General features: G+C 66.1%; 15 protein-coding genes. 7 read left to right on the top strand and 8 right to left on the bottom strand.

What is annotated here, in order from left to right:
- Window positions 1-54 precede the first annotated feature (54 nt).
- Window positions 55-1,809: a flagellar hook protein FlgE gene (locus tag AC3A6I_RS07455; protein ID WP_487543051.1), complete on the bottom strand. Its 1,755-nt coding sequence runs from the start codon at window positions 1,807-1,809 to the stop codon at window positions 55-57.
- A gap of 600 nt (window positions 1,810-2,409) precedes the next feature.
- Here AC3A6I_RS07455 and AC3A6I_RS07450 point away from each other — a divergent pair.
- On the top strand, window positions 2,410-3,276 hold the full coding sequence (locus AC3A6I_RS07450; RefSeq protein WP_487543050.1) for an ATPase: 867 nt from the start codon (window positions 2,410-2,412) through the stop codon (window positions 3,274-3,276).
- A gap of 61 nt (window positions 3,277-3,337) precedes the next feature.
- Complete coding sequence (locus AC3A6I_RS07445; protein ID WP_487543049.1) at window positions 3,338-4,249, top strand: homoserine O-succinyltransferase; 912 nt, start codon at window positions 3,338-3,340, stop codon at window positions 4,247-4,249.
- 82 nt (window positions 4,250-4,331) lie between these two features.
- Here the strand turns inward: AC3A6I_RS07445 and AC3A6I_RS07440 are convergent, their stop codons facing one another.
- Window positions 4,332-6,311, bottom strand: coding sequence for a PhoX family protein (locus AC3A6I_RS07440; protein WP_487543048.1), 1,980 nt, complete (start codon window positions 6,309-6,311; stop codon window positions 4,332-4,334).
- Window positions 6,312-6,491: 180 nt separating this feature from the next.
- On the opposite strand from AC3A6I_RS07440, the gene AC3A6I_RS07435 reads away from it, so the two are divergent.
- Both AC3A6I_RS07435 and AC3A6I_RS07430 read left to right on the top strand, forming a co-directional pair.
- Window positions 6,492-7,943 carry a YcjX family GTP-binding protein gene (locus AC3A6I_RS07435; RefSeq protein ID WP_487543047.1) on the top strand — a complete coding sequence of 484 codons (1,452 nt, stop codon included), beginning with the start codon at window positions 6,492-6,494 and terminating at the stop codon, window positions 7,941-7,943.
- On the top strand, window positions 7,940-8,959 hold the full coding sequence (locus AC3A6I_RS07430; protein ID WP_487543046.1) for a YcjF family protein: 1,020 nt from the start codon (window positions 7,940-7,942) through the stop codon (window positions 8,957-8,959). The genes AC3A6I_RS07435 and AC3A6I_RS07430 overlap by 4 nt, the downstream gene beginning before the upstream one ends.
- 206 nt (window positions 8,960-9,165) lie before the next feature.
- Here the strand turns inward: AC3A6I_RS07430 and AC3A6I_RS07425 are convergent, their stop codons facing one another.
- Complete coding sequence (locus AC3A6I_RS07425; RefSeq protein ID WP_487543045.1) at window positions 9,166-9,522, bottom strand: endonuclease domain-containing protein; 357 nt, start codon at window positions 9,520-9,522, stop codon at window positions 9,166-9,168.
- A 206-nt stretch (window positions 9,523-9,728) separates the two neighbouring features.
- Here AC3A6I_RS07425 and AC3A6I_RS07420 point away from each other — a divergent pair, with 206 nt between their 5' ends.
- Entirely contained in the window at window positions 9,729-10,319 is a 591-nt protein-coding gene (locus AC3A6I_RS07420) for an NADPH-dependent FMN reductase (RefSeq protein WP_487543044.1), read from the top strand.
- 170 nt (window positions 10,320-10,489) lie between these two features.
- Here AC3A6I_RS07420 and AC3A6I_RS07415 read toward each other — a convergent pair whose 3' ends face one another.
- Window positions 10,490-11,284: a class I SAM-dependent methyltransferase gene (locus AC3A6I_RS07415; RefSeq protein WP_487543043.1), complete on the bottom strand. Its 795-nt coding sequence runs from the start codon at window positions 11,282-11,284 to the stop codon at window positions 10,490-10,492.
- A 377-nt stretch (window positions 11,285-11,661) separates the two neighbouring features.
- Window positions 11,662-12,132 carry a winged helix-turn-helix transcriptional regulator gene (locus tag AC3A6I_RS07410; RefSeq protein ID WP_487543042.1) on the bottom strand — a complete coding sequence of 157 codons (471 nt, stop codon included), beginning with the start codon at window positions 12,130-12,132 and terminating at the stop codon, window positions 11,662-11,664.
- 131 nt (window positions 12,133-12,263) lie between these two features.
- Between AC3A6I_RS07410 and AC3A6I_RS07405 the strand changes: the two genes are divergently transcribed.
- On the top strand, window positions 12,264-12,860 hold the full coding sequence (locus AC3A6I_RS07405) for an NADPH-dependent FMN reductase (protein ID WP_487543041.1): 597 nt from the start codon (window positions 12,264-12,266) through the stop codon (window positions 12,858-12,860).
- Between the two features lie 186 nt (window positions 12,861-13,046).
- Window positions 13,047-13,565: an SH3 domain-containing protein gene (locus AC3A6I_RS07400; RefSeq protein ID WP_487543040.1), complete on the top strand. Its 519-nt coding sequence runs from the start codon at window positions 13,047-13,049 to the stop codon at window positions 13,563-13,565.
- Window positions 13,566-13,775: 210 nt separating this feature from the next.
- On the opposite strand, the gene AC3A6I_RS07395 is transcribed toward AC3A6I_RS07400, so the two are convergent.
- From AC3A6I_RS07395 to AC3A6I_RS07385, 3 genes are all read right to left on the bottom strand, one after another.
- A complete protein-coding gene (locus tag AC3A6I_RS07395) occupies window positions 13,776-14,096 on the bottom strand; it encodes a 2Fe-2S iron-sulfur cluster-binding protein (protein WP_487543039.1) in 321 nt (106 codons plus the stop codon).
- 172 nt (window positions 14,097-14,268) lie between these two features.
- A complete protein-coding gene (locus AC3A6I_RS07390; RefSeq protein ID WP_487543038.1) occupies window positions 14,269-15,294 on the bottom strand; it encodes an NAD(P)/FAD-dependent oxidoreductase in 1,026 nt (341 codons plus the stop codon).
- A 118-nt stretch (window positions 15,295-15,412) separates the two neighbouring features.
- The gene (locus AC3A6I_RS07385; protein WP_487543037.1) at window positions 15,413-16,693 is read right to left on the bottom strand and encodes a phosphoadenylyl-sulfate reductase; all 1,281 of its coding nucleotides are present in this window, start codon (window positions 16,691-16,693) and stop codon (window positions 15,413-15,415) included.
- Window positions 16,694-16,777 lie beyond the last annotated feature (84 nt).

Raw genomic sequence — 16,777 nt, 5'->3', positions numbered from 1 at the left:
GAGTGCGGGATGACCGGCGCGAGAAGCCCGCGCCAGCCAGGTTCAGTGTCCGCCTCAGCGGATCATGTTCAGAGATTCCTGCAGCATCTGGTCGGCCGCAGAGACGATGCGGGTGCCGGCCGCGTAGGCCTGCTGGGTGACGATGAGCTTGGTGAACTCCTCGGAGATATCGGTGTTGGAGGCCTCGACCGCCGAACCGATGACGCCGTCGGTGCCGAGCAGCGGCTCGCCCGATTCCGAGGTGGCCGCGAACACGCCGCCATCCATGCGCTTGAGCGCATTCACGGCGTTGAAGGTGGCGGTGACCACCTCGGCGACTTCGATCTGCTGGCCGTTGGTGTAGGACACGACAACCCGGCCGTTGTCGTTCACCGAGGCGGAGACGAACTCGCCGGCGGCGTAGCCGTTCTGGGTCTGCGTGGTCACCTCGGCGCGGCCGTTCGGGTCGGCAAACTGGGTCAGGCCGCCAGTGCCGTATTGCAGCCGGATGTTGCCGATGTCGACGCCGTTGACGTTGAGGTCGTTGAGTTCGGTGTACTCGATCGGCGGGTTTGGTGCGCCGTCGGTGCCGAAGGTGAAGTCGTTGCCGACCCGGGTCCAGGCGTCGCCCGTGCCGGTGGCCGAAGCGTTGGTGAGGACGAACAGATTCCAGCGCTCGGCGCCACCATTGGCGGTCGAGTTGACCTTGGCCCAGCGCATCTGCACGCTCGCCGGGGCGCCATTGTCGGAATAGACGGTGATGGCACCGCCCGAGATCGACTGGGCGATGAAGTCCTTGGAATCGTCGGCACTGATGGTGTTGACGCGCTGAGTCAGGGCATAGGCATCGGAGACGGTGGGATCGTAGTCGCCATCGGCAAGGCCGAAGCCGGCGCCGCCCGAACCCGTGGTGCCATCGGCAATGCTGATCACGTCATCGTCGTCGGCAGCACCGACGGTGATGACGCCGCCGACGAGCCCGATCGTGGTGCCGGCCGGTAGCTGGCTCTGGATATGAGCGAGCATGCCGGAAATGGTGTTGGTGGTGGGGTCGTTGATGTCGATGGTGGTCAGGCTGGTGCCACCGGTGTCGGTGAAGGTGAAGTCCACGGGCGCACCGTTCACTTCGATGGTCAGCGTATCGCCGTCGGCCGCGATGGTGGAGGACGGATTGGAGCCGGTCACGGTCGCACCGGTGGCCGTGGCGGGCGTATCGGCCGTCAGGTTGAGGAAGTCACGGGCATCGAGCAGCTCGCTGCCGGGCGTCAGCGCGTCCTGGTAGGCCGTGGTCTTGGGCAGCTGCGGCAGGTTCAGCTCGTAGTTGATGCGGGTCGTCGGCTGGGCCGGCAGGAAGGCGCCCGAGACGCGCAGGACCTGCGGTGCCGAGCCGGACGTATTGCCGGTGGCGGGGTCGATCGGCAGGCCCTTGAGATAGTAGCCCGAGCCGTTGACGATGTAGCCGTTCTTGTCGAGCTCGAAGTCGCCGCGGCGCGTGTAGTAGTTGGAGCCGGCGAACAGGGTATCCCCATCCGACATGCCGATGGCCGGCTCGACGACGAAGAAGCCATTGCCGTTGATGGCCATGTTGGTTTCGGTCGTCGTGCCCTTGATGTCGCCCTGCAGATTGTTGGTCGAGCGCGAATAGGCCAGCACCGACCCCGCCGTCTGACGGCGCTGGGCGGCGTCGGGGATCATATCCACGAAGTCGGTATCGATGCGCTTGAAGCCGGTGGTCTGGCTGTTGGCGATGTTGCCCGAGATGTTCTCGAGCGCGAAGGACTGGGCGCGAAGCCCGGTAACTGCGGTGGAAAGAGCGCCGTAGATGCCCATTTTGTCTCCATAACCCCATTTGCGCGCGAGACACGCCGGTTCGGCACAGACGATGCAAGGGTGATGCCAGAGTGGGATGGTGTTGATTTTGCTTGCGTTTCTTCCTGGCCGGTAACGGATGAGGCGGGAATGGGGCAAAAGAGTCCGGCTTGGGCGGCAGGATTTGCCGGGCGTTGGGCGCGGGTTCGGTGGGAGGATGCGGGTGGCGGGAGAGCCGAGACATCTCGGAATGGGCCCCGGCCTGCGCCGGGGTGACATCATGGTTGTGTACACGGTTGGTGCCCCACGCACCGGCTGTCATCCCTGCGAAAGCAGGGATCCATCTCTCCGCCAGCGCGGGCTGTGAGGTGGACCCCAGCTTTCGCTGGGGTGACACCGTGGGTGGGATACGCTGGTGACCACCACAGCCGCCGTAACCCCCGGGCTTGACCCGGGCACCCATGCATGGCTACGGCCCGTCCATGGGTCCGCGGGTCAAGCCCGCGGATGACGACTAAGAGGGCGGTGCGCGGGCTGTCCGTTCCGCGGCATTGCCCCCTGCCCTTGTCCCCTGCCCCGGCATCGTCTAAATGCCTGCGGCTCACCGGATTTTCTCGTCACATGCTGTTTTCGACGCCAGAGGAATTTCTGAACGCGCCGCGTCATGCGGTGACGGTGTTCGGCATGGCCGGCGTCGGCAAGACCTGGCTGGCGTCGCTGTTGCGCAAGCACCAGTGGTTCCACTACTCGGCCGACTACCGCATCGGCACGCGCTACATGGGCGAGTATATCGTCGACAACTTCAAGGCCGAGGCCATGAAGCTGCCGTTCCTGCGCGACCTCTTGCGTTCGGACTCGATCAAGATCGAGAGCAACATCACGTTCTCGAACCTCGATCCGCTCTCGACCTATCTGGGCCGGCCGGGGAACACGAAGAAGGGCGGGCTGGCGCTCGACGAATACCAGCGCCGGCAGGAGCAGCACCGGGTGGCCGAGATCGCGGCGCTGCGGGACGTGCCCTATTTCATCGAGCGGGCCGCGCGGCTCTACGACTATTCCAACTTCATCGCCGATACGGGCGGCTCGCTGATCGAGGTCATCGATCCGAGCAACGCCGAGGATCCGGTGATCGAGGCGCTGACCGGCAGCACGCTGCTGCTCTATATCCGCGGGACCGCAGCGGACACGGCCGAGCTGGTCCGGCGGTTCACGTCGAGCCCCAAGCCGATGTATTACCAGCCGCCCTTCCTCGTGCAGAAGTGGGCGGAGTTCAAGGCGCTGAACGGGATCGACAAGGACGAGAGTGTCGATCCGGACGCATTCGGGGCCTGGGGGTTCGAGGCGCTGCTGACCGATCGGCTGCCGCGCTACCAGCAGCTGGCGGACAATTTCGGCTATACGGTCGAGGCATCGGACCTCGCGACGGTGCGCGACGGCGACGAATTCCTCGACCTCGTCGCGGGGGCGATCGGCCAGCGAATGCGATAGCGCCGGTCTTATCGGCGCCGCTTCCGCTCACCCGTTCGCATTCCCATTTTTCGAGGCTGCCATGCCCATTCGCATTCCCGACCACCTGCCTGCCCGCGAAACGCTCGAACAAGAGGGCGTCGTGGTGATGGATTCGACCCGCGCGGCGCGCCAGGACATCCGGCCGCTGCAGATCGGCCTGCTCAACCTGATGCCCAACAAGCAGCGTACCGAGACGCAGTTCGCGCGCCTGATCGGCTCGACGCCGCTGCAGATCGACATGACGCTGGTGCGCATCACCGAGCATCAGAGCAAGCACACGTCGGAGGACTATCTCAAGACGTTCTACTCGACCTGGGCCGAGGTGAAGGAGCGCAAGTTCGACGGCTTCATCGTCACCGGCGCGCCGATCGCGCATATCCCGTTCGAGGAGGTGCGCTACTGGTCCGAAATGCTGGAGATCATGGCGTGGACCGAGACCAACGTGCACCAGACGATGTTTATCTGCTGGGGCGCGCAAGCGGCGCTGCACCATTTCCACAAGGCGCGCCGCTTCCGCATGGAGCACAAGGCGTTCGGCGTGTTCCGGCACAAGCTGGTGGGCGGGCCGACGCCGTGGCTGCGCGGGTTCTCGGACAGCCCGATGATCCCCGTGAGCCGGTATAACGACATCGACAAGGCGAGCCTCGGGCCGGACCTCGACGTGCTGATCGACAATGACGAGATCGGGGTGTGCATGCTGGCCGACAGGGCGCGGCGTGCGCTCTACATGCTCAACCACCTCGAATACGACAACCGCTCGCTGGCGGACGAGTACGAGCGCGACGTGAAGGCGGGGCTGGAGACGGCGCCGCCGACCAACCTCTATCCCAACGGGGATACGTCGGCGGTGCCGGAGAACCGGTGGCGCAGCCATGCGCACCTGCTGTTCCAGAACTGGATCAACGAGATCTACCAGACGACGCCGTACGAGGTGGAGCAGATCGGGCAGTGAGATGCGAGGGGGCGGGTCGCAGTTGCGTCCGCCCCCTCGCGAAGTCCGGTGGAGTCGGCCGACGCCGGCTCCAGTGTCAACGTCAGACCGCGATCTTGCCGCCGCCCTGCCTGGTGATCACGACCACGGACGGGCGGACCGGCATGGCGTCGTCGAAGTCGGGCCAGCGGGTCGACAGGTCCTCGTAGTACGAGGCGCGGCCGAAGCCTTCCCAGTCATCGCCGCCATCGGCCGGATGCTGCACGGCGACGAACGCCGTCTCGTCGTCCGGCGTGAACAACGGGCCGCACATTTCGGCGCCGACCGGCACGCGGAAGAACAGCTTCGAGGTCGCGCGCGCGGCGCCTTCGGTATCGACTGCCCACAGGCCATCGGTACGGCCGGTGCCCTTGGGGCTGTTGCCGTCGGTGGAGACCCACAGGCGGCCCATCGAGTCGACGGCGCAGTTGTCCGGCATGCCGAACCAGCCGTTGACCGTGGTGTCGGTCGAGAAGGTGGCGCCGACTTCGGCAACCGCCGGGTCGCCGCACTTGAGCAGGATTTCCCACTTGCCGGTGGTGGCGGCAAAATCGCCGTCGGTTTCGGCGATCTCGATGATGTGGCCGAAGGCGTTCTTGGCGCGCGGGTTGGCCGCATCGGCCTCCTTGCGCGAGTTGTTGTTGGTCAGCATCACGTAGACCTTGCCGTTGACGCCATTGGGCTGGATGTCCTCGGGACGATCCATCTTGGTGGCGCCGAGCAGGTCGCCGGCACGGCGAGTTTCGATCAGTACGTCGGCCTGGCTGTTGAAGCCGTTCTCGGCGGTCAGCGGGCCCTCGCCAAACACGACCGGCAGCCACTCCATCGCGCCATCCTCGGAGAACCTGGCGACGTAGAGCGTGCCGTCGTCGAGCAGGTCCATGTTGGCGGCGCGATCGTTGGGGTTGAACGTGCCGGCGGTGACGAACTTGTAGACGTAGTCGAAGGCCTGGTCGTCGCCGAGGTAGAAGACCACGCGACCATCCTTGTTGACGATCGACTCCGCGCCTTCGTGGCGGAAGCGGCCAAGAGCGGTGCGCTTCTTGGGGACCGAGGTGGGATCCTGCACGTCGACCTCGACGATCCAGCCGAAGCGGTTGGGCTCGTTCGGCTCCTTGGAGATATCGAAGCGGTCGTAGTGCCTGGCCCACTCGTAGGACGCGTCCGGCACGCCGAAACGCTCGTAATTGGCTGCCTCCGGGTGCCCTTCCGGCAGGGCACCGTCGAAGTAACCGTGCACGTTCTCTTCGGCCATGATGTAGGTGCCCCAGGGGGTCACGCCACCAGCGCAGTTGTTGATGGTGCCGAACACCCTGGTGCCGGTGGCGTCGGCATTGGTCTTGAGACGGTCGTGGCCGGCGGCCGGACCGGCGATCTGCATCTCCGTGTTGGCGGTGATGCGGCGGTTGAGCGCGCCGTCCTTGACCACGGCCCACTTGCCGTCGACCTTCCGGATTTCGACGATGGAGCCGCCATGGGCTGCCATCTCGACATCGACCTGCTCCTTGCTGAGCGGGCCCTGCTCGATCTCGCCGGCAGTGAGGGTGACGAGACCGGGGAACATCAGGTGCGGGTTGGTGTATTCGTGGTTGACCACCAGCAGGCCGTGCTGGCTCGAGCCGTCGAGGGGGATGTAGCCGACATAGTCGTTATTGTAGCCGAACTGCCTGGACTGGGCTTCGGCGGTCTGCGCGGCGGGATCGAACTCGGGAGCGTCGGCGAGGACGGCGTCGCCCCAGCGCAGCAGGATATCGGCGTCATAGCCTTCGGCCACGTGGTGGGTCTGGTCGATGCCAGCCTCGACTTCCTTGAACGAGAAGGCCGAACCGGTGCCCTGGGCCTTGGCATCCTCGGCGGTGAGGAGCGCCAGCGGGCTCACGGTCGCGGCGATGGCGGACACGGCCAGCGACCCGCGCAGGAAATCGCGGCGCGAGAAACGGGCGCTGATGATTTCACCCATGGTCTTGTTATTGCTGAGATTCCGCGGCTCGCCGTCGGCCGCCTCGAGCTGCGACGTCCGGAAAATCGGGGTCTGGTCGTTCATTGGAATGCTCCTCGATGGTATGGGGAGGCCCTCAATCCTTAGAGCCATTCCAAACTGTAGGAAGCGCGCGTCACAGCTGGATGACGACGACATGACCATGCGGCAACGATTAGCTAAGCGCCTGCCATGCTTGAAAAAAGCCCCGCCGCTGGCAACATAGGGCGAGATAGGAGACCCGGCTTGGCGACGCGCCCTACCACCGTTACGGACGAGCTCGGCATCGCGCTCTCCAACCTCGCCGATGCAGCGACGGCGCCGTTCACGCCGACGCTGCGGCTTGGGGTGACCGGGTTAAGTCGTTCCGGCAAAACGGTTTTTATCACCGCGCTGATCCATAACCTGCTGACTGGCGGGCGGCTGCCGGGGTTTGCGGCGCTGACCGAGGGGCGGTTCATCGGGGCGCGGCTGGCCGAGAGCCCGGATGCGGGGGTGCCGCGCTTTGCCTACGAGCAGCACCTCGCGGCGCTGACCGGGAAGGATCCGCACTGGCCGGAATCGACGCGTCGAATCAGCCAGTTGCGGCTCAGTCTTAAGTTTCAGTCGAAGCGCTTCGTGTCCGGCATGTTCGGGCCGACGGTGCTCAATCTCGACATTGTCGACTATCCGGGCGAGTGGCTGCTCGACCTGCCGCTGCTGTCGCTAAGCTATGCCGAGTGGAGCGCGCAGGCGATTGGGCGAGCATCGCTGACCCATACCAGGGCCGAAGCTGAACCGTTCATTAACGAAATCCAACAGACCGATCCGCTGAAAGAGGCCTCGGACGCCGATGCCGAGCGGCTGGCGGCGGCGTTCACCGAGTATCTCAGGCGCAGCCGTGAGGATGGGCGGGCGATGAGCACGCTGCCGCCGGGGCGCTTCCTGATGCCGGGCGACCTCGAGGGCAGCCCTGCCCTCACCTTCGCGCCGCTGCCGGCGCCGCATGCGCCCGTGCGCTCCAGCTCGCTCTACGCCATGCTCGAGCGGCGCTACGAGGCCTACAAGGCGATCGTGGTGCGGCCATTCTTTCGCGACCATTTTGCCCGGCTCGACCGGCAGGTCGTGCTGGTCGATACGCTGCGGGCGCTGAATGCCGGGCCGGCGGCGGTGGCCGATCTCGAGACGGCGCTGACAGATATACTCCAGTGCTTCCGGCAGGGGGATAACAACGTGCTGACCCGGCTGGTGGCGCGGCGGATCGACCGAATCCTGTTCGCGGCGACCAAGGCGGATCATATCCACTCGTCCAGCCATGACCGGCTCGAAGCGGTGATGAACCGGCTGGTGGCCGATGCAGCGCGCAAGGCGCGCTTTGCCGGGGCGGAGACGAAATCGATGGCCATCGCCTCGGTGCGGGCGACGCGGGAAAGCGTGATCGAGGATGGCGGCAAGCACGAGGTGATCGTGGGGACGCCCGAGGCCGGCGAGGTGCTGGACGGCACGCGCTATGACGGGGCGACCGAGATCGCGCTGTTCCCCGGCGACCTGCCGGCGCACCCGGATGCGCTGTTCGAGGACGGGCGGCCGGTGGGGCTCAACTTCCTGCGCTTCGAGCCGCCCAAGCGGCTGGAAAAGAACGCCGAGGGCAACGTGGTGCTGCCGCATATCCGCTTCGACCGGGCGCTCGACTACCTGATCGGGGATTGGCTGAAATGAAGGCGCCATTCGCACGCGAGGTGCCAGGCGGTACGGCAGCTGAGGAAGCAGCACGGAAGCCGCGGGCGTTCGAAGCGGCGCAGGTGCCGGCTTTGCCCGAGGCGATCGAGCCGCTGACCGAGGCGGACGTGGTCGAGGCCGAGTTGCGGCCGCCGCGGCTGCTGAGCTGGCTGGGGCGGGTGGCGTGGATCGCGGGCGGGCTGCTGGTGTCGCTGGCGCTGGGGCTGGCGGCGGAACGGCTGATCGCCGACCTGTTCACGACGCAGCCCTGGCTGGGCTGGGTGGGCATCGCCATTCTCGTCGTGCTGGTGGTGGCGCTGGTCGCCATCGTCATCCGCGAGGTGGCCTCGCTGATGCGGCTGCGCCAGCTCGACCGGCTGCGGCGGCGGGCGGTGGCGACGCTCGAGAGCGACCTCAACAAGGACGGCGCGGCGATTTCGCGCGAGCTGCTCGATGTCTATGCGCGACGGCCGGACCTGGCGCGCGGGCGCGACGAGCTCGAGAGCAATGCGCGGCACGTGTTCGATGGCGCCGAGCATATCCGGCTGAGCGAGCGGCTGCTGATGGCGCCGCTCGATGCGCGGGCGCGGGCGCTGACGGCCGCTTCGGCGCGGCGGGTGGCGCTGGTGACGACGGTGTCGCCGCGGGCGCTGATCGACATCGCCTTCGTGATCTTCGAGAGCGTGCGGCTGGGCGGCGACATTGCCCGGCTCTATGGGGCGCGGCCGGGTATCATGGGCACGTGGCGGCTGATCGGCGCGATCCTCGCGCACCTGGCGGTGACCGGCGGGCTGGTGCTGACCGACGGCGTGGTGGAGCAGCTGGTCGGCCAGGGGCTCGCGGCAAAGCTGTCGGCGCGGCTCGGCGAGGGCGTGGTCAACGGGTTGATGACGGTGCGCGTCGGGATTGCGGCGATGCGGGTGGTACGGCCCCTGCCGTTCGCGGCGGTGAAGCAGCCGGTGGTGAAGGATTTTATTCCGGAGCTGGCGAATGTGCTGGGGGAGAAGAAGGGGTAGGTGGCGCTGTCGTGCCTTCCACGACCCCCTCTCTGCTGCGACTAACTCGCTGGCGCTCGTAAGTCTCGCGTCTCCCCCGCCGAGGGGGAGAGGGTGCGTTGCTGCGAGACTCGGTGTTTGTGGAAGGCTTCTCCCCCTTGGCGGGGGAGAAAACGAAAACTTGGATCTTAGCGCAGCTAAGTCCTTAGTTTTCGCAAGAGAGGGGGTCAACGGGCCTCGCCATTGGCAATGGCGGTGAGGCGGGCGTAGATGCCTTCGATGTTGCTCAGGACGTCGTTGTTCCAGAAGCGGATGGTGCGGAAGCCGGCGGTGCGGAAGTGGGCATCGCGCAAGCGATCAGCTTCGGAGCCGGCGTGCTGGCCGCCGTCGAGTTCGACGATGAGCTTGTGCTCGAAGCAGACGAAATCGAGGATGTAGCCGTCGATGGGGACCTGGCGCTTGAACTTCAGGCCGGCGAGACGGCCGCCGCGGAGCAGAGACCAAAGTTTTCGCTCGGCGTCGGTGCTGTTGCCGCGCAGGGACTTGGCGAAGTTGCGGTTTTGCTCCGGGACTTTCGTGCGCACAACAACCCCCTCTCTTGCGATTTCTAAGGCTTAGCCAAACGGCTAAACCTAAGAAATCGCTTTCTCTCCCGCCAAGGGGGAGAAGCCGACTGCTGCATCCGGGCTGAACACTGCGTTCGCCGGTTACACCCATGTGCCGTCTTGCACAGAGCGTGGCGTAGGAACATATCAGCACCCAGTCACATTTTGTTACCGAGGATACGGAAATGTTCCGGGTTGCTGTTCTGGTGGGATCGCCGCGGGCGAGCTCGTCCAACCTGAAGCTGGCCAAGGCGCTGGAGAAGCTCGCGGCCGGGAAGCTCGAATTCCGCTACGTGCGGATCGACAACCTGCCCTTCTATGACGAGACGCTGTGGGAGAATCCGCCGGCCGAAGTGCTGCGGCTGAAGCGCGAGATCGGCGAGGCGGATGGCGTGCTGTTCGTGACGCCGGAATATAACCGGTCGATCCCCGGGATCTTGAAGAACGCCATCGACTGGCCGTCGCGGCCGTTCGGCGACAGCGTGTGGGCGGGCAAGCCCGCTGCGATCGCCGGGGCGACCGGAGGGGTCAGCGGAACGGCGGCGGCACAGTCGCATCTGCGCTCGATCCTGCCGATGACCGGCGCGGCGCTGATGGGGACGCCCGAGGTGTATTTCCAGTCTCGGCCGGGGGCGATCGACGAGGACGGGAATTTTACCGAGGAACGGATCCGGACGAATCTGACGATCTGGGTGGAACGGTTCGCGGAGTGGATCGGGCGGTTTGCGCCGGCGCGGGAGGTGGAGGAAGACGTGGCTGAGCGGAAGACGGCCTAGGTCCGAGGGTTTGGTCGCCCCCTCCACCAGCTTCGCTGGTCCCCCTCCCCCGCCACGCGGGGGAGGATGATGGAGAGGCCGGTGCTTGTGGCCGCCCTACCCACCGGCTTGCCGGTCCCCCCTCCCTTCGCGGGATGACACCGGGGATAGGTAAGGCCGCGGCCTGCCCGTCAGGCCTTGCGGGCGCGGAAGAGACCCATGCGTTTTTCGGCCTCGAGGACGCCCTGGCCCTTGGCGAAGGCGTCGGCGATGCGCTGGCGGAAGGCGGCGAGTTGATCGGCGGGGGCGCCGTCGCCGGGGGGATAGGAGGTGAGGGCCATGAACACGTCCTCGGCCTCGGTGATGCGGAGACGGCCGGGGTTCACGTGGCGTTCGACATTGCCGAAGCGGGTGGCGAGCAGCTGTTCGGCGCGGGTAAAGCCGAAGGCGGCGCCGGCGGGCTCGGTGCCATCGGTGCCGAACACGGTGGTGAGCTGCATCAGCGCCGAGAGATTGTCGCGGTCGTTGGTGGTGGCGCCGAGGATGCCGCCGGGCTTCAGCACGCGGTGCATCTCGGCGATGGCCGCTTCCTGATCGCGTACGTGGTAGAGCATGTGCATGGCGATGACGCGGTCGAAGCTGGCGTCCGGGAAGGGCAGCGCGACGGCATCGGTGACGACGCTGTCGATGGAGGCAAAGTTCAGGCCGCTGCAGCGGTTGGTGGCTTCCTCGACCATACCGGGGGAGAGATCGGCCAGCGTGAGGTGGAGGCCGGCGGGCACGGCAGCGCCGGCGCCGACCCAGAACCAGCCGGGGCCGCAGCCGATATCGAGGACGCGCTGGCCCGGCTCGAGCGCCATGGTGCTGGCGACCCAGGGGAACCAGGGATTGTCGTCGTGCGAATAGGCCTGATGCAGGCGGGCGCGGGCGGCGAGCTTTTCGCTTGTGCCGTATTGGCGCGCGTTGCCCTCGGTGATGGATGACATAGCGCCCTCCCCGCGCATCTGGCTCCGGTGCGGGGGAGTAGCATGGCGGGTGCGGGGGGACAATCTGGGGGGGTGAACGGAGTGTGGGGCTCCAGCCCACCGAGCTGCGCTAGTTCGTTGACGCTCTCAAGCTGCGCTTGCCTCCCCCATCAAGGGGGAGTGTTCACTTCGGGCGCAATTGCCACCGGGTCATCCCCGCGAAAGCGGGGACCTCCGTTTGCCGCGCGCACCGAAAACAGAGCTTCCCGCTTTCGCGGGAATGACTCCGCGCGAGAACCAACCTTCCATGCAACGGTCCAACCTCAATACTCCCATCTACCAGCTTCGCTGGTCCCCCTCCCCCGCCACGCGGGGGAGGATCGTGGAGAGGCCGGTGGTTACCAGGAGAGGCGTTTGGCTTCGGCTTCGCGTTCGGCGAAGCGCTCGCGGGCTTCTTCGACGCGGTGGCGGTTGGCGTGGGCCCAGTTGCCGATGATGCGCAGCGGCTCCTGCAACTCCTTGCCCATCTCGGTCAGCTCGTAGTCGACGCGCGGGGGGATGGTGGGCGTCACCGTGCGGGTGACGAAGCCGTCCTTTTCGAGGTCGCGCAGGGTGGCGGTCAGCATCTTCTGCGACACCCCCTCGATCTGCCGCTTGATCTGGCTGAAGCGCCGGGGGCCGGCGGAGAGGTAGCGCACGACGAGGATGGTCCACTTGCCGCTGATCTGGGCCAGCACCTCATGCACCGGCAGCATGGCGCGCTGGCAGGCCTCGTGGCTGACGCCGTCGGGGCCGACGTGGCTGTCGAAGGCCGTGCCGACCGCATCGACCGCGGGGGCCGGTTCCGTGTGGGTGACCAAGTCGTCCATGGGTGACTCCGTGTAAAATTGGTGCCGTCTTGCGGCGTTCTCCCATGGGCACATACTTAGCGTCAGTTACTAACGGTGACTAGGTCTCCGTCGGTGGCCATATCTCAATCTTTCGTCATAGGCAGCAGAACATGACCAAGCCCAAGATCGGCATCATCCTTTCCACCACGCGCGAAACCCGGTTCGCGGACCGGCCGGCGCAGTGGGTCCTCGAAATCGCGAAGGCCCGCGGCGACGCGGACTACGAGATCGTCGACCTGCGGGACCATCCCCTGCCCTTCTTCGACGCCGTGGGCTCGCCGCGCTACGTGCCCCTCACCAACGAGGCGCAGTTGCGCTTCGTGCGCAAGATCGGCGAGTTCGACGGCTATATCTTCGTCACGGCGGAGTACAACCACACCGTGCCGGGCGTGCTCAGCAACGCGCTCACCTACATCTTCAACGAGATGGAGCGGAAGCCGGCGGCGTTCGTGGGCTACGGCGCGGTGGGCGGATCGCGGGCGGTGGAGCACCTGCGGGCGCTGGTGGTCGAGCTCTCGACGGTGCCGACGCGCTTCGCCGTCCACATCAACATGGAGCCGCTGCTCGGCATGCTGCGGGGCGGCAAGGATTTTGCCGACTACGACTACCTGGCGCCGACGGTGACGACCATGCTGGACGAGCTCGCCTGGTACACGCGCACGCTCAAGGCCGGCCGCGAGGCCCAGGAGCTCGAAGCGGCCGCCTGACCGGTCCGGGCCGATCACGGACAACGGGGCGTTAACTCTCCGCTATGTGATCGGCCCGATCTGGTGGAACCGGGGGCGGCAACACTACATTATGAAAGGGACGCGAGGTGCCTCCGTGTCCGGCCACAGGAGGGCCAGTCCGTTACCGGCTGGAGGCGGCGCTCTACGAACTATGAGGAGCGGAAGATGGCCATTCCCTTCAAAGGCCTAGCAGTATTTGCCGGCGTGCTGACGGCAGCCGGCCTGTTCACCGCCTCAAGCCTGTCGATGACGGCGGGCATGGTCTCGGCCGCGGCGGTCGAGGCACCCGTGGCGAGCAAGCCGCTCAAGCCCAGCTATGTCGCGCGCATGCCGGTTGCCGGCGCCGCGGCACTCGACATCGCCAAATCCGTGCCGGTGAAGCCGGCCATGCCCGCGGTGCCGGTGCTGCCGCCCGCCGCGACCACCGCCGTCGCGAGCGTGCAGGTGGAAGCAACCCCGACCTATTCGCACCAGGTGTCGGCGACCGGCGCCAATGTGCGCACCGGCCCCAGGAAGAGTTTTCCGGCGGCGTTCACGCTGCGTAACGGCAGCTGGGTGAGTGTTTCCGACAATGTCCGCGGCTGGGTCAAGGTGACCGACGAGGACGGCCGCGAAGGCTGGGTCTATGGCAGCCTGCTGACGCCGGACGCGACGACGTTCGAGGTTGCGGGGACGGTGGAATAGGCCCGGGGGGTGGTTCCCCTTGAGGGGAAAGGTTCGCTTCGAGCGCCGGCCCACCGGGTCATCCCCGCGAAAGCGGGGATCTCCGTTTAACGGCAGGCACCGAAACAGAGGTTCCCGCTTTCGCGGGAATGACTCCGAGCAAGATGGCATCGCCCGAGAGCAGTCCAACCTGAACGGAGCCCCTCGCGGGGGAGCATCAGGAGAGGCGGCTCAGTCCTTGGCGGCGCTCTGGGCTAGCGTGACCTTCAGGCCGTCCAGTTCGTCCGACAGCAGGATCTGGCAGCTGAGGCGGCTGTTGGGCTTCTTGTCGAGGGTCGAATAGAGCAGGTCTTCCTCGTCGTCGCTGGGCGGCGGGAGTCTTTCGAACCAGCCATCCTCGACATAGACGTGGCAGGTGGCGCAGGAACAGGCGCCGCCGCACTCGGCCTTGATGTTGAGTCCCCAGTCGCGGATCACTTCCATGGTGCGCCAGCCATCGAGCCCTTCGAGCTCGTGTTCGACGCCGGACTGATCGGTGACGTGGATTTTCATCGGCGGAAATGCGTCCGTTGGAAGAGTTGCCCTATTAGCACAGGGTCATTCCCGCGAAAGCGGGAATCTCGGTTTGGTTTGCGCCGGTGGATGTGGTCGCCCCCTCCACCAGCTTCGCTGGTCCCCCTCCCCCGCTGCGCGGGGGAGGATCACCGAGGGGTCGGTGCGAGCGTTAGGCTACGCCCAGTTTCTTCTGCAGTTTGGTGCTGCTGGTCGTGTACTGGAACACGACGCGCTCGCCGGGGGAGACGATGGCCTTGGCGGCCTGGGCCATCAGGGCGCCTTCGTGGAAGCCCGAGAGGATGAGCTTGAGCTTGCCCGGGTAGTGGTTGATGTCGCCGATGGCGAAGACGCCGGGGACGGAGCTTTCGAACTTCTCGGTATCGACAGTGATCAGGTTGTCGTTGAGCTCGAGGCCCCAGTCGGCGACGGGCCCGAGCTTCATGGTGAGGCCGAAGAAGGGGAGCAGGCGCGTCGCCGGGAGCGGGGTGTCGCCGGAATCCATGGCGATGTGGACGTGGTCGATCTGGCCGTCCTTGCCCTCGAGCTTGCCGATCTGGCCCATGAGGAAGTTGATCTTCCCCTCCATGACCAGCTCCTTCATCTTGTTCACCGAGGCCGGGGCGGCCTTGAAGGCGTCGCGGCGGTGGACGAGGGTCAGCGAGCGTACGATGGGCTGGAGGTTGAGGGTCCAGTCGAGGGCGCTGTCACCGCCGCCGACGATGACCACGTCCTGGTCGCGGAAATCGTCCATCTTGCGCACGGCATAGAAGACCGACTTGTTCTCGTAGGCTTCGATGCCTTCGACCGGCGGGCGCTTGGGCTGGAACGAGCCGCCGCCGGCAGCGATGACGACGACCTTGCAGAGGAAGGTCTCGTCGGCATCGGTCTCGAGGCGGAACGAGCCGTCCTCGAGCTTTTCGAGCCTGGTCACCATGCGGTTGAAGTGAAACTGCGGCCCGAAGGGTGCAATCTGCTGCATCAGGTTGTCGGTGAGCCCCTGCCCGGTGATCATCGGGAAGGCCGGGATGTCGTAGATCGGCTTTTCCGGATAGAGCTCGGCGCACTGGCCGCCGGGGCGATCGAGGATATCGATGAGGTGGCATTTGACGTCGAGCAGCCCGAGCTCGAAGACGGCAAACAGGCCTACGGGGCCGGCGCCGATGATGACCACGTCAGTGACGATTTCGTTCGACATTCAATTCTCGCGTGCAGGAGGGCATGACGGCCCTCCGGGTCTCAAGTTACGCGCCGCCTGTCACGCTAGGCGCGGGCGAAAGCGAGCCCGTGCTGGCGGGCTCGCGGGTTAGTTGCTGCTAGGCGATCTCCACCGCGCGGCGGCGGAGGAAGGGACGGGTGCCGACCGGCACCTCGGTCTTGCCGACCGGCTGGTAGAACCTCTCGACGGTGGCGAGCTTGCCCTCGGCCAGCGCCTTCCGGGTCGGCTCGTGCTTCACCACCAAGGCAGTGATGCCGCAGCGATACATGTGCGAGACCTGGTCGTGCAGCACGTCGCCGACGGCGCGGAGTTCGCCCTGGTAATTGTAGCGCTCGGCCAAGAGGCGCGCCGACGAGTAGCCGCGGCCATCGGTGAAGGCCGGGAAGTTGATGGCGATGGAGGCGAAGCGCCCAAGATCGGCAGCAACATCCTCGACGCGGTCGCCGGGAGAGACCAGCAGGCCAACCGGATGGGGGTTGGCGAGCACGGCCTCGCGGTTCTCGAGGAAGACGGGCAGCGGGATGTGGGTGTAGCGCACCGAAGCCGGGTCATCGCCCTCGGCCCAGGCCCGGAACGGGTCCTCGATGAACTTGCCGTCTTTCCACAGGTTCAGGTCCTGAGCGGCCATGGGTTTGGCGATGGCTCCGTTGAAATCGAAATGGATGCCGCACTCTTTCTTGTTGAGCCCGCGCCAGCGGCCGGCGCGCGGATCTTCGCCCTCGGCCACCACGCTCGTGCAGGGGGCGCAGCCGATCGACTTGTAGCCCTTGGCATAGAGCGGATGCTCGGGCAACTCATACTTGAGCTTGTAGGTCGTGATATCGGCATCGGAGAAATAGGCCAGCGGATTGACCTTGATGCGGTCATCGCTGGTCAGCTCGAAATGCGGCAGCACGCCGCGCTCGGCGGTCTGGTAGCGCTTGCGGCCGGTGACCCAGCCGCCAAAGCCGGAGACTGTGGCATCGAGCGGCTCGGTCTTGCGGATATGGCAGCAGGAATCCGGGTCGGTCTCCCAAAGGTCGCCCTTGGGATCGAAGCGGGCGATGTCCTTGCTGTCGGGATGAAGCGCGATGACGTTGGTGAGGCCGAGCCGGCGCTTCAGCGTCTCGACGTAGTCGAGCGTCTCGGGGAAGTGCTTGCCGGTCTCGAGGAAATAGACCGGCAGGTTCCTGTCGACCTCGGAGACCATGTGCAGCAGCACGGCGCTATCGGCACCGAAGGAGGAGACGATGGCGAGATCGCCGGGGAGCAGGTCCTCGACGGCCTGGCGCAGCACGCCGACGCCATCCATCTCGTCGAACATGCCGTTGAGCGACATGATGCCGAGCTGGCGCAGCTTGTCGGGTTTGTGGGTGCGGGTTGGGGCGAGATCAAGCATTCTGAACCTCGGAGATTCTGCCCTTCGCCACGCCGACGTCCACAGGGTCATTCCCGCGAAAGCGGGAACCTCTGTTCTGGAAGG

The organism is Devosia sp. Soil_C_22 (assembly GCF_057657195.1).
The sequence above is the reverse complement of the archived record's forward strand: the minus strand, read 5'-3'. Positions and strand labels throughout refer to the sequence as shown.